The organism is Streptomyces sp. Y20, assembly GCF_043195475.1.
In the GTDB taxonomy this organism is placed as follows: Bacteria; Actinomycetota; Actinomycetes; order Streptomycetales; family Streptomycetaceae; genus Streptomyces.
Genome location: NZ_JBIDDP010000012.1, coordinates 35,091 through 58,109 on the forward strand (window position 1 = coordinate 35,091; position 23,019 = coordinate 58,109).

General features: G+C 74.6%; 18 protein-coding genes and 1 pseudogene. 3 read left to right on the top strand and 16 right to left on the bottom strand.

Annotated features, from left to right (window positions below; all coding sequences use genetic code 11):
* Nucleotides 1-66 precede the first annotated feature (66 nt).
* The 7 genes from ACGFT1_RS26840 to ACGFT1_RS26870 all read right to left on the bottom strand — a co-directional run bounded on the left by ACGFT1_RS26840 (nt 67) and on the right by ACGFT1_RS26870 (nt 8,833).
* A complete protein-coding gene (locus ACGFT1_RS26840; protein ID WP_373911549.1) occupies nt 67-1,260 on the bottom strand; it encodes a cytochrome P450 in 1,194 nt (397 codons plus the stop codon).
* A gap of 96 nt (nt 1,261-1,356) precedes the next feature.
* Entirely contained in the window at nt 1,357-1,992 is a 636-nt protein-coding gene (locus tag ACGFT1_RS26845) for an NAD(P)H-dependent oxidoreductase (protein ID WP_362225700.1), read from the bottom strand.
* Between the two features lie 224 nt (nt 1,993-2,216).
* Entirely contained in the window at nt 2,217-3,434 is a 1,218-nt protein-coding gene (locus ACGFT1_RS26850) for a LuxR C-terminal-related transcriptional regulator (protein WP_373911550.1), read from the bottom strand.
* Between the two features lie 904 nt (nt 3,435-4,338).
* Complete coding sequence (locus tag ACGFT1_RS26855; protein WP_373911551.1) at nt 4,339-5,526, bottom strand: sensor histidine kinase; 1,188 nt, start codon at nt 5,524-5,526, stop codon at nt 4,339-4,341.
* A 233-nt stretch (nt 5,527-5,759) separates the two neighbouring features.
* Nucleotides 5,760-7,478 (bottom strand): cation acetate symporter, encoded by a 1,719-nt coding sequence (locus ACGFT1_RS26860; protein ID WP_373911552.1) that lies wholly within the window; start codon nt 7,476-7,478, stop codon nt 5,760-5,762.
* A 31-nt stretch (nt 7,479-7,509) separates the two neighbouring features.
* Nucleotides 7,510-7,893 (bottom strand): hypothetical protein, encoded by a 384-nt coding sequence (locus tag ACGFT1_RS26865; RefSeq protein ID WP_373911553.1) that lies wholly within the window; start codon nt 7,891-7,893, stop codon nt 7,510-7,512.
* Nucleotides 7,894-8,032: 139 nt separating this feature from the next.
* Nucleotides 8,033-8,833: a LytR/AlgR family response regulator transcription factor gene (locus ACGFT1_RS26870; protein ID WP_373911554.1), complete on the bottom strand. Its 801-nt coding sequence runs from the start codon at nt 8,831-8,833 to the stop codon at nt 8,033-8,035.
* Between the two features lie 225 nt (nt 8,834-9,058).
* On the opposite strand from ACGFT1_RS26870, the gene ACGFT1_RS26875 reads away from it, so the two are divergent.
* Nucleotides 9,059-10,102, top strand: a complete 1,044-nt coding sequence (locus ACGFT1_RS26875; RefSeq protein WP_373911555.1) for an NUDIX domain-containing protein — start codon at nt 9,059-9,061, stop codon at nt 10,100-10,102.
* A 23-nt stretch (nt 10,103-10,125) separates the two neighbouring features.
* Here ACGFT1_RS26875 and ACGFT1_RS26880 read toward each other — a convergent pair whose 3' ends face one another.
* From ACGFT1_RS26880 to ACGFT1_RS26900, 5 genes are all read right to left on the bottom strand, one after another.
* Complete coding sequence (locus ACGFT1_RS26880; protein WP_373911556.1) at nt 10,126-12,210, bottom strand: xanthine dehydrogenase family protein molybdopterin-binding subunit; 2,085 nt, start codon at nt 12,208-12,210, stop codon at nt 10,126-10,128.
* A gap of 18 nt (nt 12,211-12,228) precedes the next feature.
* Nucleotides 12,229-13,224 carry a xanthine dehydrogenase family protein subunit M gene (locus ACGFT1_RS26885; protein ID WP_373911557.1) on the bottom strand — a complete coding sequence of 332 codons (996 nt, stop codon included), beginning with the start codon at nt 13,222-13,224 and terminating at the stop codon, nt 12,229-12,231.
* The gene (locus ACGFT1_RS26890) at nt 13,221-13,757 is read right to left on the bottom strand and encodes a (2Fe-2S)-binding protein (RefSeq protein ID WP_373911558.1); all 537 of its coding nucleotides are present in this window, start codon (nt 13,755-13,757) and stop codon (nt 13,221-13,223) included. The genes ACGFT1_RS26885 and ACGFT1_RS26890 overlap by 4 nt, the downstream gene beginning before the upstream one ends.
* Nucleotides 13,758-13,830: 73 nt before the next feature.
* A complete protein-coding gene (locus tag ACGFT1_RS26895; RefSeq protein WP_373911559.1) occupies nt 13,831-14,691 on the bottom strand; it encodes a hypothetical protein in 861 nt (286 codons plus the stop codon).
* Between the two features lie 111 nt (nt 14,692-14,802).
* Nucleotides 14,803-16,680, bottom strand: coding sequence for an ABC transporter ATP-binding protein (locus ACGFT1_RS26900; RefSeq protein WP_373911663.1), 1,878 nt, complete (start codon nt 16,678-16,680; stop codon nt 14,803-14,805).
* A 327-nt stretch (nt 16,681-17,007) separates the two neighbouring features.
* Between ACGFT1_RS26900 and ACGFT1_RS26905 the strand changes: the two genes are divergently transcribed.
* Both ACGFT1_RS26905 and ACGFT1_RS26910 read left to right on the top strand, forming a co-directional pair.
* Nucleotides 17,008-17,772 carry a crotonase/enoyl-CoA hydratase family protein gene (locus tag ACGFT1_RS26905; protein ID WP_373911560.1) on the top strand — a complete coding sequence of 255 codons (765 nt, stop codon included), beginning with the start codon at nt 17,008-17,010 and terminating at the stop codon, nt 17,770-17,772.
* 158 nt (nt 17,773-17,930) lie between these two features.
* Nucleotides 17,931-18,488 carry a GNAT family N-acetyltransferase gene (locus ACGFT1_RS26910; RefSeq protein ID WP_373911561.1) on the top strand — a complete coding sequence of 186 codons (558 nt, stop codon included), beginning with the start codon at nt 17,931-17,933 and terminating at the stop codon, nt 18,486-18,488.
* 282 nt (nt 18,489-18,770) lie between these two features.
* Here the strand turns inward: ACGFT1_RS26910 and ACGFT1_RS26915 are convergent.
* From ACGFT1_RS26915 to ACGFT1_RS26930, 4 genes and pseudogenes are all read right to left on the bottom strand, one after another.
* Nucleotides 18,771-18,821 (bottom strand): annotated as a pseudogene (locus tag ACGFT1_RS26915) (hypothetical protein); the annotation flags it as partial.
* 120 nt (nt 18,822-18,941) lie between these two features.
* Nucleotides 18,942-20,171, bottom strand: coding sequence for an NAD(P)/FAD-dependent oxidoreductase (locus ACGFT1_RS26920; protein ID WP_373911562.1), 1,230 nt, complete (start codon nt 20,169-20,171; stop codon nt 18,942-18,944).
* On the bottom strand, nt 20,168-21,589 hold the full coding sequence (locus ACGFT1_RS26925; protein ID WP_373911563.1) for an FAD-dependent oxidoreductase: 1,422 nt from the start codon (nt 21,587-21,589) through the stop codon (nt 20,168-20,170). The genes ACGFT1_RS26920 and ACGFT1_RS26925 overlap by 4 nt, the downstream gene beginning before the upstream one ends.
* On the bottom strand, nt 21,586-23,016 hold the full coding sequence (locus ACGFT1_RS26930) for an FGGY family carbohydrate kinase (RefSeq protein WP_373911564.1): 1,431 nt from the start codon (nt 23,014-23,016) through the stop codon (nt 21,586-21,588). Before ACGFT1_RS26930 ends, ACGFT1_RS26925 begins: the two co-directional genes overlap by 4 nt.
* Nucleotides 23,017-23,019 lie beyond the last annotated feature (3 nt).

The following is a 23,019-nucleotide window of genomic DNA, read 5'->3' on the forward strand; positions in this document are numbered from 1 at the left end:
CATTGCGCGGGGCGCCGCCACGCCGGAGGTGGTCGCAGGGGTGGGGTTACCGAGAGGTGCGGGGTCTCACCAGGTGACGGGCAGGGTCTTCAACCCGAAGACGGATCCGCGCAGGCTCAGCGGGATCTCCTCGGGCGGCGTGGCCGCCCGCAGGTTCGGGAAGGCCTCCAGCAGCGCGCGCAGGCCGGTACGCAGTTCGAGGCGGGCCAGGTTCTGGCCGACGCACTGGTGGATGCCGTGGCCGAACGCCAGGTGTCCGGCGGTGTCGCGGTCGAGGTCGAGCTGCGCGGGACAGCCGTACTTCGCCGGGTCGCGGTTGGCGGCCGGCAGGGACACCGTGACAGTCTCCCCCTTCTTCACGGTCCGGCCGTCCAGCTCGACGTCCTCCAGCGCGGTGCGGAAGATCTCGTACTGGTTGACGGTCACATAGCGGAGGATCTCCTCCACCGCCGCGTCGACCCGGGTCAGGTCGGCGCGCAGGGCGGCGAGTTGCCCGGGGTGGTGCAGCAGCGCCAGCACGCCGACGCTGAGAGCGCTCTCCGTCGTCTCGTAGCCCGCGAAGAGCAACAGGGCCACCATGTTGCCCAGTTCCTCGTCGGACAGCTCGCCGGCGGCCAGGAGCCGGCTGATGATGTCGTCGCCGGGTTCCTTGCGCTTGCGCTCGATGGTCTCCCCTATGAGCGCGCCGACCTGCCCGTAGGCGGCCATCGCCTCCTCGGCGTCACCGTCCGGGTCGTGGGTGAGGGCGGGCACGTCCTGGTACCGTTCCCGCTCCTCGTACGGCAGGCCGACCAGCTCGGACAGGACCCGCAGGACGAATGGTTTGGCGAAGGTGGCCAGCAGGTCGGCGGGGGCGCCGTGCTCGCGCACCGCCTCGATCTGCTCGGCGGCCACCGACTCGACGCGGGGGGCGAGTTCGGCGATGCTCCGGACGGTGAACTCCCGCGCCAGCATGCGGCGGAAGCGGGTGTGGTCCGGCGGATCCATGTGGATGAACATGCCGGGCAGCGCCGGGAACTGCGGTACGACGGCGCCGTACTTGGTGACCGGGAAGTGGCCGATCTCCAGGCTGTGGCTGAAGCGGGGGTCGCTGAGGACCTCGCGGACGAGCCGGTGGCTGGTCGCGATCCAGCCGATGTGACCGTCGGGGTAGGCCATCCGCGCGAGCGGGCGTTCCTCCCGCAGCGCGTCGAAGATCGCGGGTGGGTCGAAGTGATGGGTGCGTGACCAGACTTCTTCGTAGGAGAGCATCTCGCTCATGAAGCACCTTCCCCACAGTGTGTGCGAACGTACCTGGCCGCGGAGAACCGCGCCCCCCACGGGTGCGCCCGCCCGCGAGAACGGTGGTGCCGAAGGTCACAGGGCCAGCTTGCGCAAGGTCTCGCGGGCGTCCGCCAGGGACTTCTCGCCCAGCGGCTTCAGCTGCGCCATGGCGGGCACGATCGCCGCGAAGGTGAGTTCGGCGTGCACGAACTTCAGGTGGTCGGCCAGGCCGATGGCGCTCAGCACGGCCCGCAGGTACGGCTCCTGGTAGTCCCAGCCCTCGCGCGGGGTGCCGGGGGCGTAGGAGCCGCCGCGCGCGGTGACGGCGATGACGTTCTTGCCGCTCAGCGCGCCGGACTCGGCACCCGGGAGGATCATGTGGGCCGGGCTGACCAGCCGGTCGATCCATGCCTTGATCGACGACGGGATCGTGTAGTTGTACATCGGGATGCCGAGCACGATCGTGGTCGCCTCGCGGACCTCGGAGACGAGCGCCTCGGTGAGCGCCTGCTCCTCGGGGCTGACGCCGTGCAGGTCGCCGGACGGGTCGAAGAGCCACTCCCGCACCTCGTGCGTGATGTGCGGGACCGGCTCGGCACCGAGGTCGCGGTAGGTGTAACCGGCGTCGGGGTGGTTCTGCCGCCACTGGGTGGCGAACTCGGCGGTGAGCTGCCGCGTCACGGACTCGCCGGAACGGATGCTCGCGTCGATGTGCAGAAGATGGGTCATGACATGACTCCTGGCCACTTGTACGGCTGTCCCGGCAACCCGCCCGGTCCCTTCCGGCCGGCACTCGCCGACGGACGGCACACCACGGTGAGGAGCGGTGCTTCCCTCGACGGGAGGCTACGGGCAGACACCGGCGCTGCGGCATCCCCCAGGTTGGTAGGGCGGGGTAGGTGGTCCCGGCGCGGGGCTGCCAGCTGCGACGACGGCCCCGCACCGACGGGTGGCTACCCGGCCTGCCGCGCCATGGGCGGCCGGACCTTGAACCCGGGCTCGGACTCCCGCGGGGAGTCGGGGCGTTCCTCGACCAGGATCCGGTTCCAGGAGCGGGCCAGTTCGACGCGGGAGGTCACGTCGAGCTTGCGGAAGATTTTTTTCAGATGGAACGCCACCGTGTGCGGCGAGATGTACAGCTGACTGCCGACCCGACCGTTGGTCAGACCCTGGCTGACCAGTTCGGCCACCGCGAACTCGGTGTCCGTGAGCCGGCTGACCCGGGTCCGGCTGCGGGCCGGCCTGCCGCACTGCCCGTCGAGCTCCCGGATCCGGCTCTGCACCCGGGACAGGTCGCGGGACGCACCGGCCCCCAGGTAGGCGTCGGCCGCGCGCCGGAGCAGGCCGACCGCCCGGTCGCGCTCCGAGACGTGCGCGGAGCGTATGCGGCTCGCGTCCTCCAGCGCGGACGCCCGGGCCCACGGGTCCAGGTGCCGTTCCGAGGCCGCCTCCAGCGCGTCCGCGTCCCGCTCGTACAGCGCGGCTGCGTGCTCGGCCGCCGCCTGTACGCTGCGGAAACTCCGGTTGACGAGGGCGAGGGCGCTCATGCGGCGAGCGGTCCCCTCGGCGAGGCCGTCGTCGCCGAGGCGCTGCCCGGCCCGCACCAGCCAGGAGGCCGCCGCCGGCTGGGACACCAGCAGGTCGTCGGTGAGCACGTCGTCGTGGGCGATGCCCTTCAGCAAGTGGGCCACGCTCTCCAGGCCGTTGCGGGCCTCCAGCGCCTGGGCGGCGGCCCACACGCACTGGCCCGGCATGAGGTTCTCCTGCCCGAGCAGCCCCGCGTCCCGCAGGTAGTTGGCGTACAACAGGCCTGTCGTCAGGTCCAGGGAACGCACCGAGCACACGGCCATGACCACGTGCCCCCGCGGCGGCAGACCCCGGCTCCCGGCCTGGCCGGCCAGCCGGAGCCCCGCCTGGGCCGCCGCCGCGGCCTCGACGGGTCTCCCCGCGGCGAGGTGGATCTCCGCCTGGCACAGGTGCAGCGCCGCATGCACCTCCGGGCGAAGCGACGCGTGGGGGGCGGACCCGACGCCGGCGATGAGACGGCCGGCCGGCCGCAGGCCGCGGACTCGGGTCAGCAGCGTCGCGTACCAGATGCGGGCCTCGAGCGAGCTGACGCCACCGGTCCGTTCCCCCGGGACCGGTTGCGACGCCGCGGCTGCTAACTCCATGCTTTTGCCAAGGCGCCCGTCGAGCCAGAACAGCGCGGATTGTGCAATAGAGCGGCCCGGTTCGGAAGATGATTCCAGAAGAATTTGTTCGGAGATGACTGAATATCGCGGGGGCACTACAGACCTCTGACTCGTGAGCGGGTGGCGTTCTGATCTTGTGGGGGTGTCGCTCTGACCCGTTGGCCGCTTCTTCGGGGCCGCTCGGAGGTGGTGCCCTGCCCCCCGCCGCGGCTCTCCGGGGACCCGCCCGGAAGAACCGCAAGGTGTCCTGCGTCTGCTCGCGTCCGCCGTCCAGCACGATTCCGCACCTCACAGCTGCTTTGTCCGCCGACGGCCCGCACGGCACGACCCGTGCGGTCCGCCCTTGTCCGACTCGACCGGAGCGCCTCAGCGCCCCGTCCGCCGTGCTGCGCGAACGAACGGTCTGCGCACTCCGCCCTGCCGGAGCGGCTGCTGCATGACACGGCCCGGTTTGATGAAGAACATCAAGTAACCCCCCTGGCCTGTGCGCCGGTTGTCCGGGTTGCTACACGCATGGTGAACCGCAGTCGCGCACGAACCTCACATGACCGGCGAGGAATAACGCCCTCGCCATCCGCACATGGATCTCTTCGCACAACCATACGTATTCATGCGGTGAAGCACCACGAATCGCTGTGACGCCGCCGTTAACGCTCGCCGACGACTGGCCGGGCGCACGCGTGGTCACGGCCCCCGTTCACCATTCCCCCACACAAGTCCCACCCCTGTCCCCGCGGCAAGACGGCTCGCCGCCCCGCGTCCCCGAAAAGGAGCCCTGCCCCTGTCGGCGCCCCTGTTAACGTGACCAATGCCACGGTGGCGGGGGGCTGTTGACGCGGTGCCACGACCGTCGGGGTTCGGCCATGATGGCCGGACGACGGCGTCAGGGCGGGGGAGCCTGGACGCCCGGCCGGAACTTCGGCACGCGGACCGTGATCTTCGTACCGGCTCCCACGCCCGTCTCGATGACGAGGCCGTGGTCGTCGCCGTACACCTGGCGCAGTCTGCGGTCCACGTTGCTCAGGCCGATCCCGGTGGACGCCCCGGCCGTGCCGCGCAGGATCCCGCGCAGCCGCTCCGGTTCCATACCGACGCCGTTGTCCTCGATGACGACCCGGGCCTCGGTGCCCTCGTCCTCGGCGGTGATCGTCACCCTGCTGCGCTCCACGCAGTCCTCCAGGCCGTGCTTGAGGGCGTTCTCGACCAGGGGTTGCAGGCACAGGAACGGGAGCGTCACGGGCAGTACCTCGGGGGCGATGCGCAGGGTGACCTGGAGACGGTGGCCGAACCGGGCGCGGGCCAGCTCCAAGTACTGCTCGATGGAACGCAGTTCCTCGGCGAGCGTGGTGAAGTCACCGTCGCGGCGGAACGAGTAGCGGGTGAAATCGGCGAACTCCAGCAGCAGTTCACGGGCCCGGTCGGGGTCGGTGCGGACGAAGGAGGCGATGCTCGCGAGGGAGTTGTATACGAAGTGCGGGGAGATCTGTGCGCGCAGCGCCCGCACCTCGGCCTCGTGCGCGCTGGAGCGGGCCCGGTCGAGGCCGGCCAGGTCGAGGTCCACGGAGAGCCGGCGGGCCGCCTCCTCCGCGGCCCGGACCAGCGTGGCGGACTCCGCTCCCGCGAACACGGCGAGCGTGCCGGTGGTCACCCCGCCGGCGCTCAGCGGCACCAGGACGGCCCAGCGCACCGCACAGCCCTCGTCTGCGCAGGACAGCGCGAAGGTACGGGGGCGCGGGGCGGGGGCCAGCTGGGCCGCGAGCTGGTCGCGGTGGTGCTCGGCGGCGCCGTCCCAGACGAGGATCCGGGTGTCGTCGGCGAGGGCGAGGGCCGGGGCGCCGAGCAGGGGGCGCAGTCGGCGGGCCGTCCTGCGGGCCGTGTCCGGGGTCAGTCCGGCGCGCAGCGGTGCCGCGGCGAGCGCGGCGGAGTGCAGGGCGTGCGCGAGGGCGCGCGTCCCGTCGGTGCCGGCCGCGTGTTCCAGCTGCCGGCGCGCCGCGCCGTGCCCCAGTGCGGCCCCCAGCACGAACAGCGCGAGCCCGGCCAGCGCGAGGGCCGTGGTGACGAGCACGGTCATGAGCGGTACGGCTGAAGGGGATGCGGCGGACGGACGGACACGGTACTCCTCGGTGGCGGTGGCGGTGGCGGTGGCGGTGGGGTGGCGGTGGGGGTGGCTCTGGCGGGGTTGGGGGCGTCGGGATCCGGGTGGCCGCGGCGGGGCTGGTCGTGGCGGACGGACGAGGGCGGGACGGCCGGGAGCGGGGGCGGTCGGGACCGGGGCGGTCGGAGGTGGGTGGGGGCCGGGGTGGATCAGGGGTGGGTGGAGGCGGGTTCGGGGAGGTGGAGGCGGGCCATCGTGGCGGTCGTGCCGGGTGGCACCCGGTCACGGGTGGCCAGGGACGTCAGCACCATGGCCGCGAACCCCACCGGCACGGACCACACCGCGGGCCAGGCCAGCAGGGTGTGCAGCCAGCCCGAACGGGCGCCGCCCGCGATGGTCACCGTGACCGCGGTGAGCGCCGAGCCGCCGCCGAGCAGGAGCCCGGCGACGGCGCCCGGCGGGGTCAGGCCGCGCCACCAGATGCCGAGCACGAGCAGCGGGCAGAACGAGGAGGCTGACACGGCGAAGGCGAGCCCGACCGCGTCGGCCACCGGCAGGTCGCTGACCACGGCACCCGCGGCGGTGGGCACCGCGATCGCGGGCAGCGCGGCGAACCTGAAGTGGCGTACCCCCAGGGTGGGCAGCACGTCCTGGGCGAGCACGCCGGCCACGGACAGGGTGAGCCCGGAGGCGGTGGACAGGAACGCCGCGCACGCGCCGCCGGCGACGAGGGCGCCGAGCAGGTCACCGGCGACGCCGCCGATCAGCCGCTGCGGCAGCACGAGGACCGCGGCGTCGGTGTCGCCCGTGAGGAGCAGGTCGGGCGCGTACAGCCGGCCCAGCATGCCGTACAGGGGCACCAGCAGGTAGAAGGCGCCGAGCAGACCGAGCACGATCACGGTGGTGCGGCGGGCGGCGCGCCCGTCGGGGTTCGTGTAGAAGCGGACGACGACGTGCGGCAGGCCCATCGTGCCGAGAAAGGTGGCCAGAATCAGCCCGTAGGTGGCGTACAGGCCGTGCTGTCCGCGGTCCGAGGAGAGCGGTCTCCCCCAGCTGGACGGGGCGGTACGGCCGGACGTGCCGTCCGGCAGCGGGACGCGGGCGCCGGCCGGGAAGCGCAGGGTGGTGTCCGCGCCGATCCGGTGCCGTCCCTCGGCCAGGGTGAGCGGCGCGCCGTGCAGGGTACGGCCGTCGACGGAGCCGGAGACGATCACGCGGACCGGTGCGCGGGCGGTGAGGGTGACCGGCCGGTCCAGGCGCGCCTCGGTCGAGCGGTGGAGGACGGGCCGGTCGTCCCAGGACGGAGCCGGGGCGTGGTCGGCGCGCCAGGCGAGCAGCAGGAAGGCGACGGGCACCAGAAGGGCGGTGAGTTTCAGCCAGTACTGGAAGGCCTGGACGAAGGTGATGCTGCGCATCCCCCCGGCGGCAACCGCCACGGTCACCACGGCCGCGACGATCAGCCCGCCGAACCAGCCGGGCACGCCCGTGAGCAGCCGCAGGGTCAGCCCGGCCCCGCGCAGCTGGGGCAGCAGATACAGCCAGCCGATGCCGACGACCAGGCCGCCCGCGACCCGGCGGACCGCCCGGGACTCCAGCCGGGCCTCGGCGAAGTCGGGCAGGGTGTAGGCGCCGGAGCGGCGCAGCGGGGCGGCGACGAAGGCCAGCAGCACCAGGAACCCGGCGGTGTAGCCGATGGGGAACCACAGCATGTCGACGCCCTGGGCGAGGACGAGCCCGGCGACGCCGAGGAAGGAGGCGGCGGAGAGGTACTCGCCGCTGACCGCGCAGGCGTTGAGACGGGGGGCCACGGTGCGTGAGGCGACGTAGAAGTCGGAGGTGGTGCGGGAGACCCGCAGGCCCAGCGCGCCGACGAGGACCGTGGCGAGGACCACGGCCGTCACGCCCGCGATGCCGTACGTCCGGTTCACCGGCCGGCCCCGGTGTGTGGTCGGCGCATGGTCAGGGGCGCTCCGCGGGGGTGGACGTGCCGGTTTCGTTGCGCTCGGCCCGGCGGACGTACCAGGCGCCGATGCCCAGCAGCGCCGGATACGGCGCCACGCCCAGCAGGAGCCAGAGGGCCGGCGGGACGCGGGGCGCGGTGCCGGCGAGCGGCAGGACCCGCAGGAGGACGGGGAGCAGACCGAGCGGGACCGCGAGCAGGGCCATGGCGGTGAGGGCGGCCCGCAGCTGACGGCGCATCAGGGCACGGACGGCGGTGTCGCCGTCCGGGCGGGCGGGGCCGGGGGCGGGCACGGGGACCGGGGGCGGCAGGGCCCGGCCGCCGCCGGGCGTGCGCGGCCGTCCGGTGACCACCTCTCTGCGAGGGACGGATTCCGCACCCATCACGCACTCCCCGACGCCACGGTGATCACCTTGTGTGCGGCGAGTGTACGCAGAGCGCCACCGTCGAGACACCCGGCGGACCGGATTCCCCACGGCCCGGCAGCCGGGCGCGGCACCGGGCCGCCGTCGCGTCGCCGGTTCAGCGGGGCCGGGCCGTCGCGCGCAGGGCCAGCAGGTCGCGAAGTTCGCGGGCGTTGCGGCGGCTCACCGCGAGGATCCGGTCGCCGATCCGGACGCTCAGGTTGCCGCCGTCCAGCCGGAGTTCCTCGATCCGGCCGAGGGCGACGAGCCGGCTGCGGTGGATCCGTACGAAGCCGCGTGCGCGCCACTGTTCCTCCAGCGTCGACAGCGGTGTCCGCACCAGGTGGCTGCCGTCGCGGGTGTGCAGCCGGGCGTAGTCGCCGTGCGCCTCGGCATAGGTGATGTCGGCGACGGGCACGAAGCGGGTCACCCCGCCCAGTTCCACCGGGATCTGGTCACCGAGAGCGGGGGTGGGCGGCGGGAGGGCGGCGGGCCGGGGCCCCTGCCCGGCCCGGACCAGGTCGGCGACCCGGCGCACGGCCTCGGCGAAGCGCTCCTCGCGCAGCGGCTTGAGCAGGTAGTCGACGGCCTTGAGGTCGAAGGCGCGGACCGCGAAGTCCTCGTGGGCGGTGACGAACACGATCAGTGGCGGGGTGGCGAACCCGCCGAGCAGCCGGGCCAGTTCCAGGCCGTTGAGGCCCGGCATGCTGACGTCGAGGAACACGACGTCGAAGGCGTCCGCGCCGCCCGGCCCCGTCTCCATGGCCCGGCCGAGCCGGCGCAGCGCCTCGGTGGCCGCGGACGCGGGCACGACCGTGCCCACCCTCGGGTCCTGGCCCAGCAGGTACAGCAGTTCCTCCAGTGCGGGTCGCTCGTCGTCCACCGCCAGGACGCGCAGGGGTACGTCACTCACGTGCATGTTCCGGCAGCTCCCGTCGCCCTCGACCGCTCCTCCCAGGGAATGGTGGTCCCGTCGGGCCCTCGCGTCGAGATCGCGTACGGCGGTGCGCGCGGATCGGCGGTGTGCCAGGGCCGGCGGTGCGCGGATCCGGCGGGTGTGTCCGGGCCGGCGGTGTGTCCGGTCCCTCCCCCGGCCATGATTGCCTTGGCGGCGGAACGGACCGGCACGCACGGAGGAGACCCGGTGGCACACCTGACACCCGAGGCGTGGGACGCCCACTACGCGAGGGGCGGCCGGTTCCGGTCGCTGGGCGAGGCCGAGCGGCGGCTGCTCGCCGCCCGCGTCCCGGCCCCCGCAGGCGGGCTCGCCCTGGACGTGGGCTGCGGACTCGGCGAACTCGCCCGCCATCTTGCCGGGTCGGGGTACCGGGTGGACGCGGTCGACCTGTCGGCCGCCGCGCTCGCCGAGGCCGGGCGCACGGACGGGCCGGAGGTGGCGTACCTGCGGCTGGACGTCGAACGCGACGACCTGCGACGACTACCCCATGAGGCCTATGACTTGATCACCGTCCGGCTCGCCTGGGCGTTCGTGCGCGACCGTACCCGGGTGCTGAACCGGCTGCGGGAGCGGCTGCGTCCCGGCGGCGCGCTGTGCGTGATCACCTGGATCGCGGACGCCGTACCGGAGGACAAGCGGGCTGTCGCCCTGGACGAGGAGGAGATCGGGCTGCTGTGCGCGGGCTGGGAGTCGGCCGGGCGGTACGACGCCGACGGCCTGGCCCTGCTCGTGCTGCGCGGCCCCTCCCCCGGCCCGCTCGTGTGCGCCGCCAAGGGGCGCCCCGTCCCGCACGCGCTGACCGGTGCCGGTGTCGTGGTCACCGATCCGGCGGGGCGGGTGCTGCTGGGCTGGTCGGTGCGGGGCGTCTGGGAGCTGCCCGGCGGCAAGAACGACCCGGGTGAGGACTTCGCCTCCGCCGGGGTGCGGGAGCTGGCGGAGGAGACGTCGCTGCGGGCCGATCCGGCCGGCGTCATGGTGCGGGCGGTGCTGCTGGACTCCGTCGACGGCATGCCCCGGCTGACGGCCGCCGTCCAGGTCACCGCGTTCACCGGAGCACCGGTCGTCACCGAGCCGCATCTGATCCACCGCTGGGAGTGGCACGAGGTGGCCGACCTGCCCGCCCTGTCCGCGCCGCCGTTCACACCGAGCGCCCACGTCCTGGACACCGTGTGGCCGGGGCTCCTGCCGGGCCTGCCCCCGGTGCACCGCTACCCGGTCGCCGAGCACTGACGGATCCGACCGGGCCGGGCGGGTCAGCCCTCGGACAGCAGGCCGGTGAGGATGCGGTCGGGGGTGAGGGGCAGTTCGCGGAAGCGGATGCCGGTGGCGTGGTGGACGGCGTTGCCGAGGGCGGCGGCGGTGCCGACGATGCCGATCTCGCCGATGCCCTTGCTGCCCATCGGGTTGAGGTGGGGATCGTCCTCGTCGATCCAGTCGGCCTCGATGGCCGGGACGTCGGCGTGGGCGGGGACGTGGTAGGAGGCGAGGTCGGTCTCGGGGAAGTCACCGAACGTGGGGTCAAGGGTGCTGCCCTCGGTGAGCGCCATGCCGAGGCCCATGACCATGCCGCCGGTGAACTGGGAGCGTGCTGTGCGGGCGTTGAGGATCCGGCCGGCGGCGAAGACGCCCAGCATGCGGCGCACCCGGACCTCGCCGGTGACGGTGTCGACCGCGACCTCCGCGAAGTGGGCGCCGAACGCGTGCCGTGCGTAGGGGCTCTCGGCGTCCGCGCGGCCGGTGGTGTCGGCGCGGACGGTCAGGCCGTCGGGGGGCAGCGGGCCGGGATGCGCGGCGAGCCGGGTGCACGCCTCGTGCACGGCCCAGCCCCAGGAGGCGGTGCCGGAGGAACCGCCGGCCAGCGGGGCCGGGGGCAGGTCGCTGTGACCGACCTCGCTGCGCACCCGGTCCAAGGGGACGCCGAGGGCGTCGGCGGCGATCTGGGCGAGGACGGTACGGGCTCCGGTGCCGATGTCGGCCGCGTTGACCCGGACGGTGAACGTGCCGTCGGGCAGGGCCTGGACACTGGCCGAGGACGGGGAGGCCATCACGGGGTAGGTGGCGGCGGCCACGCCGGTGCCCAGGAGCAGGGGGCCCTCACGGCGGATGCCGGGGCGCGGGTCGCGGCCGGCCCAGCCGAAGCGGCGGGCGCCCTCGCGCAGGCACCGCACGAGGCCGCGGCTGCTGAACGGCTTGCCGCTGCCGGGTTCGCGGTCGGGTTCGTTGCGGACGCGCAGCTCCACCGGGTCCACGCCGAGCGCGTCGGCGAGTTCGTCCAGCGCGGACTCCAGGGCGTACATGCCGGGGGCCTCGCCGGGTGCCCGCATCCAGGAGGGGGAGGGCACGTCCAGGGGGACGACGCGATGGGTGCTGCGCAGGGCGGGGGTGGCGTACATGGTGCGGGAGACGAGTGCGGCGTACTCCACGAACTCCTTCACCCGCGAGGTGTAGGTGGTGACCTCGTGCAGCAGGGCGGTGAGGCGGCCGTCCGCGTCCGTTCCCAGCCGGATCCGCTGCCGGGTGGGGGCGCGGTGGCCGGTGGTGGTGGGCAGGTGGCGGCGGTGGCAGGCCAGGGTGACGGGGCGGCCGGTGTGCCGGGCGGCCATCGCGGCGAGGACGACGTCCGGGCGCGGGGTGCCCTTGGCGCCGAAGCCGCCGCCGACGTGCTCGGCGACGACGGTGATCTGCTCCTCGGGCAGCTCGAACAGCTGGGCCAGCACGGACCGGACGGCCGTACCGCCCTGGCTGGAGGTGTACACGGTGAGCCGGTCGCCGTCCCAGTGGGCGGTGCTGGCGTGCGGCTCCATGGGGTGGTTGTGCAGCGGCGGCACCCGGTAGGTGACGTCGACGCGCACGTCGGCGGCGGCGAAGGCCGCCTCCGGGTCGCCGTGCTCCAGGGTGCCCGGCTCGCCACCGGCCTGCTTCGGCGCGTACGCGTCGCGGTGGCCCTCGTTCAGGTCCACGTCGTGGGGCCGGGTGTCGTAGCTGACGCGGACCGCGCGGGCGGCGGCGCGGGCCGTCTCCGGGGTCTCGGCGACGACCAGGGCCACGCACCAGCCGCGGTGCGGTACGGCGGCGTCCTGGAGGACGGCGAGGGTGGCGTCCTCGGGTTCGGCGAGGCGCGGGGCGTCGCCGGGGGTGAGGACGGCGAGGACGCCGGGCAGGGCGAGGGCGGCCGAGGTGTCGACGCCGGTGACCCGGCCGCGGGCGACCGAGGCCGGCACGGGCCAGGCGTGGGCGCGGCCGGGCACGGCGTACTCGGCGGCGTAGCGGGCGGTGCCGGTGACCTTCTGGCGTCCTTCCCGGCGCTCGGCGGGGGCGCCCAGGGCGCTGCCGGTCATGGTTCCTCCTGTGGCGGCTCAGGCCGTTGCGGGTGCCGGGACGAGACGGTGCAGAACGTCGAGGGCCAGGTTGCGGGCGAGAGGCACCTTGTAGGCGTTGTCCCGCAGCGGCTCGGCGTGCGCGAGTTCGAGTGCCACGGCCCCTTCGAAGGCGGCCGGGGTGGCGGGGGCGCCCAGCAGGGCCAGCTCGGTGTGCCGGGCCCGCCAGGGCCGGTGGGCGAGTCCGCCGAAGGCGACGCCGGCCTGGTCGACGACCCCGTCCACGACCTTCAGGACGACGGCCACGGAGGCGAGGGCGAAGGCGTACGACGCCCGGTCGCGGGCCTTGCGGTAGGCGGAGGGGACCCCGGCGGTGGCGGCCGGCAGGACCACCCCGGTGATCAGTTCGCCGGGGCGGATCCAGGTGTCCCGTTCGGGGTGCTCGCCGGGCAGCCGGTGCAGGTCGGCCACGGCGAGGCGCCGGGTGCCGTCGGTGCCGTACAGCTCGACCTGGGCGTCCAGCGCGGTCAGGGCGACGGCCATGTCGGAGGGGTGGGTGGCGATGCAGTGCTCGGAGTGGCCGAGGACGGCGTGGTCGCGGTGGACGCCGTCCCGCGCGCCGCAGCCACTGCCCGGCTCGCGTTTGTTGCAGGGCTTGTCCAGGTCCTGGAAGTAGGGGCAGCGGGTGCGCTGGAGCAGGTTGCCGCCGGTGGTTGCGGCGTTGCGCAGTTGACCCGAGGCGCCCGCCAGCAGCGCCTGCGACAGGGCCGGGTAGCGTGCGCGGACGCGCGGGTCGGCGGCCAGGTCGCTGTTGCGGACGGTGGCGCCGACGCGCAGGGAGCCGTCGGGCAGCTCCTCGACGGTGTCCAGCGGCAGCCGGCCGATGTCGATGAGGAGGGCGGGCCGCTCGACGCCGAGTTTCAGCAGGTCGACCAGGTTGGTGCCGCCGGCGAGGTAGCGGGCGCCGGGGTGGGCGGCGTACGCCTCGACGGCCTCCTGCAGACCGTCGGGCCTGAGGTATCCGAAGCCGGTCACTCGATCACGTCCTCGATCGCCTCGACGATGCGCGGGTAGGCACCGCAGCGGCACAGGTTGCCGCTCATCCGCTCGCGGATCTCGGGCCGGTCCAGCGCCACGGGCCGCCCGGCGGGGGCCGCCGGGTCGGTGACGTGGGAGGGGTGGCCGGCCGCGGCCTCGGCGAGCATGCCCACGGCGGAGCAGAGCTGGCCCGGGGTGCAGTACCCGCACTGGAAGGCGTCGCGGTCCAGGAAGGCCCGCTGGAGCGGATGCGGCTGCTCCCCGTCACCGAGGCCCTCGACGGTGGTGACCTCACGGCCGTCGAGGGCGACGGCGAGCAGCAGGCAGCTGTTCAGGCGGCGCCCGTCGACCAGCACGGTGCAGGCACCGCACTGGCCCTGGTCGCAGCCCTTCTTCGACCCGGTGAGATCCAGGTCCTCGCGCAGCACGTCCAGCAGGACGCGCCGGTGGTCGACGAGCACGGTGTGCGGTTTGCCGTTGACCCGGAGGGTCACCTCGGAGTGGTGGCCGGGCTCCTGTGCGCTGGTCATGTGGGGGCTGACCTTCCGGACGGGCGGTGATGCCGTCTCCACCGCGTATCCAGACGCGGGCTGCTCACACCTGTCAGGTGCCGGCCGCGCCGGTCCTGGCCACCTTGTCGGTCACGTCCGCGGTGTCGCGGGCGGGCGGCGCGCTGACCCGCGCGTCGGTCCCGAAGTCCGACAAGCGCAGCACGGTCGTGCTCGTCACGGGGGTGTCCCCCCGGCCAGGGGTCTTGTGGGCGAGCGGGTGCAGGGTGAGGCGGACGCTCTCCTGGCGCAGCCGCCCCCGCGCGTCCAGCCACAGCTCCACGGGCAGGGTGGATTTGCCGAGCTGCTCGCGCAGTTCCCGCTCCTGTGCGGCGTTTCCCGATGAGAACGCGGAGAGGGGGACGGAGACGCGGTAGTGGGTGGTGCGGGTGCCGTCGAGGGTCTGGGTGCCGACGCGGGTGACGTCCTCGGAGCCGACCTTCCTGAGGTAGCGGACCGGTTCGGCGGGATCGCTGACCTGGGACCGGCCGGCCGAACCCCGGGCGGCCAGCCGCTCGAGGTCGATCTTCGCCCAGGTCTTGCCGCCCGGCACGGAGGCGTGCTTCCCTCCCGACGGCTTCTGGTAGACCACGCCGTCGACGACGCGCTGCTCGACGGTGGCGCCCCGCGAGGTCAGCGTGACGCGGCTGGTGCCGTCCTTCAAACCGGCCACGCCGCTGCCGTGCGCCGTGACGGCCTGTCCCTCGGCGACGACCTTGCTGGTGATGTCGATCTTCGCGGTGCCCGCGGCCATCGTCCTGCGGTAGGCGTCCTGGACGGCCCGGGCGGGCGGGGTCGCGCTCGGCCGGGCCTGCGTGCCCCCGCCCTTGCCGGCACCGTCCTCGCTGCCGCAGCCGGTCAGCCCGGCGGCGAGGACGAGGGCGGCGACGGCACTTCCGATACCAGCCTTGGACACGGTGAGGTTCCTTCCAATTCGGTTTCGTTCACGGGTACTTGACCCGATCACGGCTTCCCCGCCCCGCGCCCCTCACGCCCGGGCAGTGGGGTACCCGTGGGCCGTGGCCGCTCAGACCGTCGGCACGGTCTCGTCCCGCCGGGCGAACTGGGTGCGGTGCAGCTCCGCGTACCGGCCGCCCGCCGCCAGCAGTTCCTCGTGCGTGCCCCGTTCTGCGATCCGGCCGGACTCCACCACCAGGATCTGGTCGGCGGCCCGCACGGTGGACAGGCGGTGTGCGATGACGACGGCGGTGCGGCCCTCCAGTGCCTCGGTGAGCGCCTCCTGGACGGCCGCCTCGGAGGTGTTGTCCAGGTGGGCGGTGGCCTCGTCCAGGATGACGACGCGCTGGCGGGCCAGCAGCAGCCGGGCGATGGTCATGCGCTGGCGTTCGCCGCCGGAGAGCCGGTAGCCGCGCTCGCCGACGACCGTGTCCAGGCCGTCGGGCAGGGACCGTACGACGTCGGCGAGGCGGGCACGTCCGAGGGCGTCCCACAGGTCGTCGTCCGTGGCGTCCGGCCGGGCCAGCAGCAGGTTGGCGCGGACGGTGTCGTGGAAGAGGTGACCGTCCTGGGTGACCATGCCGAGGGTGGCCCGCAGCGACGCGGCGGTCACGTCCCGGACGTCGGTGCCGCCGATGCGGACCGCGCCCGCGTCCACGTCGTACAGGCGCGGCAGGAGCTGCGCGATGGTCGACTTGCCGGCGCCGGAGGAGCCGACGAGGGCGACGGTCTGGCCGGGTTCGGCGCGGAAGGAGACGCCGTGCAGGACCTCGGCGCCGCCCCGGGTGTCGAGGGCGGCGACCTCCTCCAGGGAGGCCAGGGAGACCTGGTCGGCGGACGGGTAGGCGAAGCGGACGTCCTCGAACTCGACGGCCACGGGGCCTTCGGGGACCTCGCGGGCGTCCGGCTTCTCCGCGATGAGCGGCTCCAGGTCGAGCACCTCGAAGACCCGCTCGAAGCTGACGAGCGCGCTCATCACCTCGACCCGGGCCCCGGCGAGCGCGGTCAGCGGGGCGTACAGGCGGGTGAGCAGCAGGGCGAGGGAGACCACCGCGCCGGGCTCCAGGGTGCCGCGCAGCGCGAACCAGCCGCCCAGGCCGTAGACGAGGGCCAGGGCGAGGGCGGAGACCAGGGTGAGGGAGGTGATGAAGACCGACTGGGCCGTGGCCGTGCGCACGCCGATGTCACGGACCTCGCGGGCGCGGGCCGCGAACTCGGCCGACTCCTCCTCCGGGCGGCCGAACAGTTTGACCAGGGTGGCGCCGGGGGCGGAGAACCGTTCGGTCATCCGGGTGCCCATGGCCGCGTTCAGTGTCGCCGCCTCCCGCTGCATGCGGGCCATCCGGCGGCCCATGCGGCGGGCGGGCAGCACGAACACCGGGAGCAGCACCAGTGCGAGCAGGGTGATCTGCCAGGACAGGGTGAGCATCACCGCGAGCGTGAGCAGCAGGGTGACCAGGTTGCTGACCACGCCGGAGAGGGTGTTGGCGAACGCCCGCTGGGCACCGATCACGTCGTTGTTGAGACGGCTGACCAGCGCGCCCGTACGGGTACGGGTGAAGAACGCGACGGGCATGCGCTGCACATGATCGAACACGGCCGTGCGGAGGTCGAGGATGAGTCCCTCCCCGAGCGTCGCCGACAGGCGCCGGCCGAGGATGCCGAGCCCGGCCTCGGCGAGGGCGACGAGGCCGATGAGCAGGGACAGCCGGACCACGGTGCGGGAGTCGTGCCCCGCCACGATCGCGTCGACGACGCGGCCGGCGAGCACGGGGGTCGCCACGGCGAGCAGGGCCGTCACCACCCCCAGGAGCACGAACCGGACGATGCCGGCGCGATGGGGGCGGGCGAAGGCGGCGATGCGGCGCAGCGTGGCGCGCGCGAGGGGGCGACGCTCGGACTGCGCGTTCATCACGCTGTGCAGTTGCGTCCAGGCGGTGGTTTCCATGCTCATGGGAGAAAACGTAGAACCTCAAGCGTCGTCGAGGTCAAGGGCCGCGCTCTTCCGCCCCCGCCGGTGCCCCCGTACCGGCGGGTCCCGCCACCCGCCGGCGGGACGGCGCGGGGCGCCTTCGGCGGTTGCCGGCCGTGGTCGCTCGCGGCGGCCGGTGCGAGGTGCCTGACCTGGGTGGCCAGCGTGTTCACGCGGAAGCGGTGGTGGTGCCGGGAGCGCTGACGCGCGGGGCGGTGGTGCGCCCGGAGGCCGTTCCACGCGAAGCTACGGGGAAGTCCACCGTCCCCGTCTGCGCACGGGGCCCGAGAAGGAGGTCGCCGTATGCCGGTGCGCGTCGAACGGCAGGAGTACGTCACCACGGTCGTCCTCTCCCGGCCGGAGGCCCGCAACGCGGTGGACGGGCCGACGGCCGCCGCCCTCGCCGCCGCCTTCCGGTCGTTCGAGGCGGACGACGACGCCCGGGTGGCGGTGCTGTGGGGGGAGGGCGGCACGTTCTGCGCGGGCGCGGACCTGAAGGCGATCGGCACCGACCGCGGCAACCGGGTGGCGGAGGACGGTGACGGGCCGATGGGGCCGACGCGGATGCGGCTGTCCAAGCCGGTGATCGCGGCGGTGGCCGGGCACGCGGTCGCGGGCGGCCTGGAACTCGCCCTGTGGTGCGATCTGCGGGTCGCGGAGGAGGACGCGGTGTTCGGGGTGTTCTGCCGGCGCTGGGGGGTGCCGCTGATCGACGGCGGCACGGTACGGCTGCCCCGGCTGATCGGGACCGGACGGGCCATGGACATGATCCTCACGGGCCGCCCGGTCCCCGCCCGCGAGGCGCGGGCGATGGGGCTCGCCGACCGCGTGGTGCCGGCCGGCACCGCCCGCGCGGAGGCCGAGGCGCTCGCCGCGGGGATCGCCCGCTTCCCCCAGGCCTGCCTGCGCGGCGACCGCGCGTCGGTCCTGGACCAGGAGGGCCGGGACGAGGAGACGGCGCTGCGCACCGAACTCCGCCACGGCATGGCCGTCCTGGCCCACGGCACGCAGGGCGCGACCCGCTTCGCCTCCGGCTCCGGCCGACACGGCACGTTCCCGGACGCGTGAAGCGCCGCCCCGTGGACGGACCGGGACCGGGGCGGCAGCGGTGGTCCTTCCGCCCCTTGGCTCGGCAGGTCGCGGCGCGGCGCTGCGTGAACCGCCCTCTCACGCCCTGCCTTCGATATCCGGTGGCGGACACGGCCGCCCGTAGTGAGGATCGCGGCATGCATGTCTTCCTGGAGACCGACCAGCTCGTGCTGCGCCCGTTCACCGACGCCGACACCGACGACCTGTTCGCGCTGGACGACGATCCCGACGTCATGCGCTTCATCAACGGCGGCCGGCCGACAACCCGCGAGGCGATCCGTGCGCAGACCCTGCCATGGCTCCTGCACGACTATCCGTGCTTCGGTACCCGTGGCTACTGGGCCGCCCAGGACAAGGCCGGGACCTTCCTGGGCTGGTTCGAGTTCCGTCCCCTTGACGAGCGCAGCCCCACCGTGGTCGAGCTCGGCTACCGGCTGAACAAGGCCGCCTGGGGCAGGGGCTACGCCACGGAGGGATCGCGGGCCCTGATCGGCAAAGGATTCACCGACCTCGGGGTGGAGCGGGTCATCGCGAACACCATGGCGGTGAACACACGGTCCCGGCGCGTGATGGAGAAGGCGGGTTTGTCGTTCCTCCGGCACTTCACCGGAGACTGGCCGGAGGCGATCGTGGGATCCGAGCAGGGCGAGGTCGAGTACGGCCTCGCCCGATCCGACTGGGAGCAGCGTCGGTAGCCGCCGGTCGCGTCGCCGGAATATGCGACTCCGTTCCTCACGGTTCCCGGGCTCTTCCCAGGCAGGGGCCCGTGCGGTGGGCGGCTGCCGGGTACGCGCCGCGGGAGCGGTAGGACGATGCGGGGCCGCACGAGGCAGGCCGTGGGAGCGGTGAAGGCGTGGACGAGGCGGCTGAACGGCCACGCGGCGAACAGGGCCCATGGCCAGCAGCGCGTGCAGTCGGTGGACGAGGGGCCCGGCGATGCTCGGCAGGCGGTGTTCGTGCATCTGGCTGGAGCGGTTGGTGAGGCCGAACCGGTAGTGGCGGTGACGCCACAGACTGCCGCCGACCATCACGGTGGCGCAGACAGCGGTGTCGCCGACGGCGGCGGCACCGGGCCCGCACCAGCCCCTGCAAACGACGTGCACACATGCCCTGACCTGGCCAACAGCCCCAGCGAGCACCGTTTGCGGTCACCGGGCCGTGCTCACCCGTACCTCTCCTCCCCCGGGGTCGACCAGGTCGTGCCAGTGGCCGGTGAGGGTCAGGGGGCGGTGGGGTGAGGCGGTGCCGGGGCGCTCGCGGTGCAGCAGGCGGCCGTCCTGGTGGACGAGGAGGACCGGGCGGGTCAGCGGGGTGCCGGTGCGCAGCACATGGCGGGCGGGTCGGGCGCCCGGTGTGACGCGGTTGGGGGCGATCCAGCGCAGCGGCGCCTCGACGGTGACGGGTACGCCCGGGTCCGGCCAGGGCGCGCCCGCCAGGAGGTCCAGGACGGTGCCGGCCGCCCGGGCGCCCTCGCGGGCCGCGGTGCCGGCGGGCTCCACGGCGTGCAGGACGTTGCCGGCGGCGAGGACGCCGGGCCGCGAGGTGTGCAGGGAGCCGCCGACGGCGGGGCCGCGGGTGCCGGGGTCGAGGGTGAGGCCGCCGCGCCGGGCGAGTTCGTGGTCGGGGACGAAGTCGCCGGTGAACACGACGGTGTCGCAGGGCAGTACGGCCGTACGGCCGTCCCGGTGACGGACGCGGAGGCCGGACAGCCGCCCGTGGCCGAGCAGTTCGGCGACCGTGGTGCCCGTCAGCAGCGGGATGCCGTGGAGCAGCCGGGCCGCCTGGGCGCGGGCGCGTCCCGTCCCGGCGCGCGGGTGTTCCGTGACCAGGGCGACGACCCCGGTGCCGGCGGCGCGCAGGGTGCCGACGGCCGCGTAGGAGACGTCCTCGGCGCCGACGACGACCGCGCGGCTGCCGATGTGCTGGCCGAACAGGTGGACGGCCTGCTGGAGTTCGCCGGTGGTGTAGACGCCGGCGGGGCGGGTGCCGGGCACCAGCCGTGCGGGGCGCGGGCGTTCGCGCGCGCCGGTGGCCAGGACGACCGCCCGCGCCTCGATGATCTCGTGCCCGCCGGGACCGACGACGTGGAGGGCCGGGCCCCCGGTCGCCCAGTCCAGCGCGGTCGTCCGGGTGCGGACCGTGGCGCCCGCTCGTTCGGCGGCCCCGGTGAGCAGGCGGGCGTAGCGGGGGCCGGTCAACGGGCGCGTCCAGGTGCCGAAGCCGCCGTGCGCGCAGTACCGGGGGACTCCGCCCGGCGCCGCCTCACGTTCCAGTACCTCCACGCGTCCGGCGCCGGCCACGGCCAGCCGCGCGGCGGCGGCGAGCCCGGCGGGGCCCGCCCCGACGACGAGGACGTCGACGCGGCGCGCTGTCGTCATGGCCCGTTCCTTCCGTCGCCGGGCCCCCGCTCGAACAGCTCGCGCACCGCCGCCCCGCAGTAGAAGCCCTGGCAGCGGCCCGCCCGGGCCCGGGTGCGGCGGCGCAGACCCTCCAGGCTGCGGGGCGGGAGCGGCCCGGCGAGGGCGTCGCGGATCTCGCCGCGGGAGACGCGCTCGCAGTGGCAGACGAGGATGCCGTACTCGGGGTCCGCGGCGATGAGGTCGGGCCGCTGGTAGGGGCGGGGGAAGGCCTCGCCGAGCTGGGGCAGGGCGACCGCCTCCGGTTCGCGTACCGGGCCGGGGTCGAGGCCGGCGTCGGTGAGCAGGCCGGTGACGTGGGCGGCGATGGCCAGGGACGCGGTGAGGCCGGTGGAGCGGATGCCGCCGACGGTGACGTACGCCTGCCCGGGGTGGCTGGTGATCCGGTAGTCCTCGTGCCCGGTGGCCGCGCGCAGCCCGGCGTAGACGGCGGTGACCTCCTCGTCGAGGAGGGCGGGCAGGATGCGCCGGCCCTGGTCACGCAGCGTGGCGAGTCCGTCGGCGGTGGACCCGGTGGCCCGTTTGTCGCGCAAGTCCTCGGCGGTGGGGCCGAGGAGGACGTTGCCGTGGACGGTGGGGGCGACGAGGACGCCCTTGCCGAGGGCGGTGGGGACGGGCAGCAGGATGTGCCGGACGAGGGGGCGGGCGAGCTTGTCGAACACCAGGAGCTGGCCGCGGCGCGGGGTCACGGTGAGGTCCTGGTGACCGAGCCGGCGGTCCAGGGTGTCGGCGTGCAGTCCGGCCGCGTTGACCAGGTGGCGGGCGCGCAGGGTGCCTCTGGTGGTGGTCAGCCGGTGCCCGTCCGCCGCCCACCGCGCGTCGCTCACGGCGGTGTTGAGGTGCAGGTCGGCTCCGGCGCCGACGGCCTGGGTGGCGTAGGCGAGGGTGGTCGTCCAGGGGCAGATGACGCTCTCGCCGGGGATGCGCAGGGCGCCGAGCGCGCCGGGGCCGAGGTGGGGTTCGCGGGCGTACAGCTCGCCGGGGCCCAGCAGCGCGAGGTCGGGGCAGGCGTTGCGCTCGGCCTTCGCGGCGAGCCGGGGAAGCGCGGCCAGCTGCTCCTCGTCCCAGGCGACCAGCAGCGCGCCGACCCGTTCCACGGGGATGCCGGTCTCGGCGGCGTAGGCGCCGAGCCGCTGGTAGCCCTCGCGGACCAGGCGGGCCTCCAGGGTGCCGGGGGTCGCGTCGAAACCGGTGTGCAGGATGGCGGTGTTGGCCTTGGAGGTGCCCTGGCCGACGTCGTCCTGGGCCTCGAGAAGCGCGATGCGCAGGCGGGGATGGCGGGCGAGTTCGCGGGCGATGGCGCAGCCGACGACGCCGGCGCCGACGATCGCCACGTCGTACGGCGCCGACGGCAGCGGGCCGTCCGCGGTGACGGTCACGGGCCGAGGAGGGCCGCGACGGCGCCGCGGAAGCGGGCGCGGTGTTCGGCGGCCCGGTCGGCCGGCATGCGGGGCTCGTACACGGTGGCGGGTGCCCAGTCGGGCAGGGCGTCATCGACGCTCAGTGCGCGGTCCGCGCCGAGGCGGGCGAGGGCGGCGGCGCCGAGCGCGGTGGCATCGGGCAGCGCGGACACCTCGACGGGGCGCTGGAGCAGGTCGGCCTGGGCCTGCATGAGGAGGGCGGAGCGGGTCAGGCCGCCGTCGACGCGGAGGGTGTCCAGCGGGGTGCCGAGGTCGGTGGCGGCGGCCTCGGCGAGTTCGGCGACCTGGGCGGCGATGCCCTCGCACAGGGCGCGCACCAGGTGCCCGGGGGTGGTGTCGAGACCGAGGCCGGTGAGGGAGCCGCGCAGGTCGCCGCGCCACCAGGGGGCGGCGAGTCCGGCGAGGGCCGGGACGAAGGTGACCCCGCCGCTGTCGGGCACGGCGGCGCCGACCGGGTCGAGGTCGGCGGCGCGGGAGAGGACGCCGAGGTCGGTGAGCCAGCGGACGGCGGAGGCGGCCGTGTACACCTGGCCGTCCAGACAGTAGCTGGTGTGTCCGGCGAGCCGCCAGGCCACGCAGCTGACCAGGCCCGAGGCGCCGCGCCGGGGGCGGTCGCCGGTGTGGGCGAGGAGGAACGCGCCGGTGCCGTAGGTGCACTTGGCGGCGCCGGGCCCGGTGACGCGCTGGGCGAGCAGGGCGGCCTGCTGGTCGACGGCGAGACCGGTCAGCGGGATCTCGGGGCCGAACGCCCGTGTCGTGCCGACCGGTTGCGCGGCGTCGGTCACCTCGGGCAGGCGTTCGCCGGCCAGCCCGTACAGGTCGAGGGCGCGCGGGGACCAGGTGACGCCGTCCAGGTCCAGCAGCTGGGTGCGGCCGGCGGTGGCGGCGTCGGTGACGAAGGCGCCGGTGAGGCGGTGGACCAGCCAGGAGTCGGAGGTGGTGACGACGCCCTCGCGGGTGAGGTGACGGCGGATCCAGGCCATTTTGGGTGCGGCGAAGTAGGGGTCGAGGGGCAGGCCGGTCAGCTGCCGCAGCTCGTCCGCGTGCGCGGCCAGTGCGGCACAGACGGTCTCGGCGCGCCGGTCCTGCCACACCAGGGCGTCGGTGAGCGGACGGCCGGTGGCGGGGTCCCAGGCGAGGACGGTCTCGCCCTGGTTGGCGAGGCCGAGCGCGACGACGTCCTCACCGGCCTCGGCGAGCGCGCGGCGGCCGGCCTCGACCACCGAGTCGTACAGCCCGGCCGGGTCCACCTCGACCAGGCCGCCGGGCAGGTACCGGGGGCGGACCTCGGCGAATCCGGTGCCGAGGACACCGCGTTCGGGGCAGACGACGAGCGCCTTGGTGCCGGATGTGCCCTGGTCGACGGCGAGCACCGGCCCCGTCATCGC